Raw genomic sequence first — 732 nt, 5'->3', positions numbered from 1 at the left:
ACCCATGACTTTTAGGGCGCGCAATTGTATTTTATTCAACCAAGTGTTGCAAGCACATTCTAGCCAAAACAAGACTTTAATTATTGTATGGCGGATAGTAATTCTTGACAGACAAGCACAGCCCCCCTAGCATGTCAGCCAATTTTAGTCGGCTCTATTTTAAGATATTCAATATGCAAATTCAGGCAATCTACGACAGCGTTGAAAAAGACTTCAGTGAAGTAAACCAGTTTATCACTTCCCAGTTATCTTCAGATGTCCCCTTAGTAGAAAAAATTGCGCAATATATCGTCGAAAGCGGTGGTAAGCGTATGCGCCCCTTACTAGTCCTTCTTACCAGCAGAGCCTTAGGGGAAGCTAGTCAGGATCAATGCAAACTAGCCACTATTATCGAGTTTTTGCATACAGCCACATTATTACATGACGACGTTGTCGACACATCAAACATGCGCCGCGGGCGCTCTACTGCCAATGCCAAGTGGGGCAATGCTCCCAGCGTACTAGTCGGCGACTTTTTGTACTCGAGAGCTTTTCAAATGATGGTCGATATCGGCAGCGTTCCGGTTATGGAAGTGCTATCGAATGCAACCAATGTCATTGCCGAAGGGGAAGTTTTCCAGTTAATGAACTGCAAAAACCCTGACGTATCAGAAGAAGCCTATTTTGAAGTCATAAAAAATAAAACAGCAATGCTATTTGAGGCAGCGTCTCACTCTTCAGCTCTGCTTGCAA

The 732-nt window shown here is 43.7% G+C and carries 1 protein-coding gene; it reads left to right on the top strand.

Going from position 1 to position 732, the window contains the following annotated elements:
• Positions 1–173: 173 nt before the first annotated feature.
• Positions 174–732: polyprenyl synthetase family protein (locus A3735_RS07635; protein WP_197485742.1), on the top strand; the 559-nt coding region annotated here is incomplete at its 3' end.

This window comes from Oleiphilus sp. HI0061, assembly GCF_001635675.1.
Note: the sequence above shows the minus strand (reverse complement) of the source record. Positions and strands in the feature narration are given on the sequence as shown.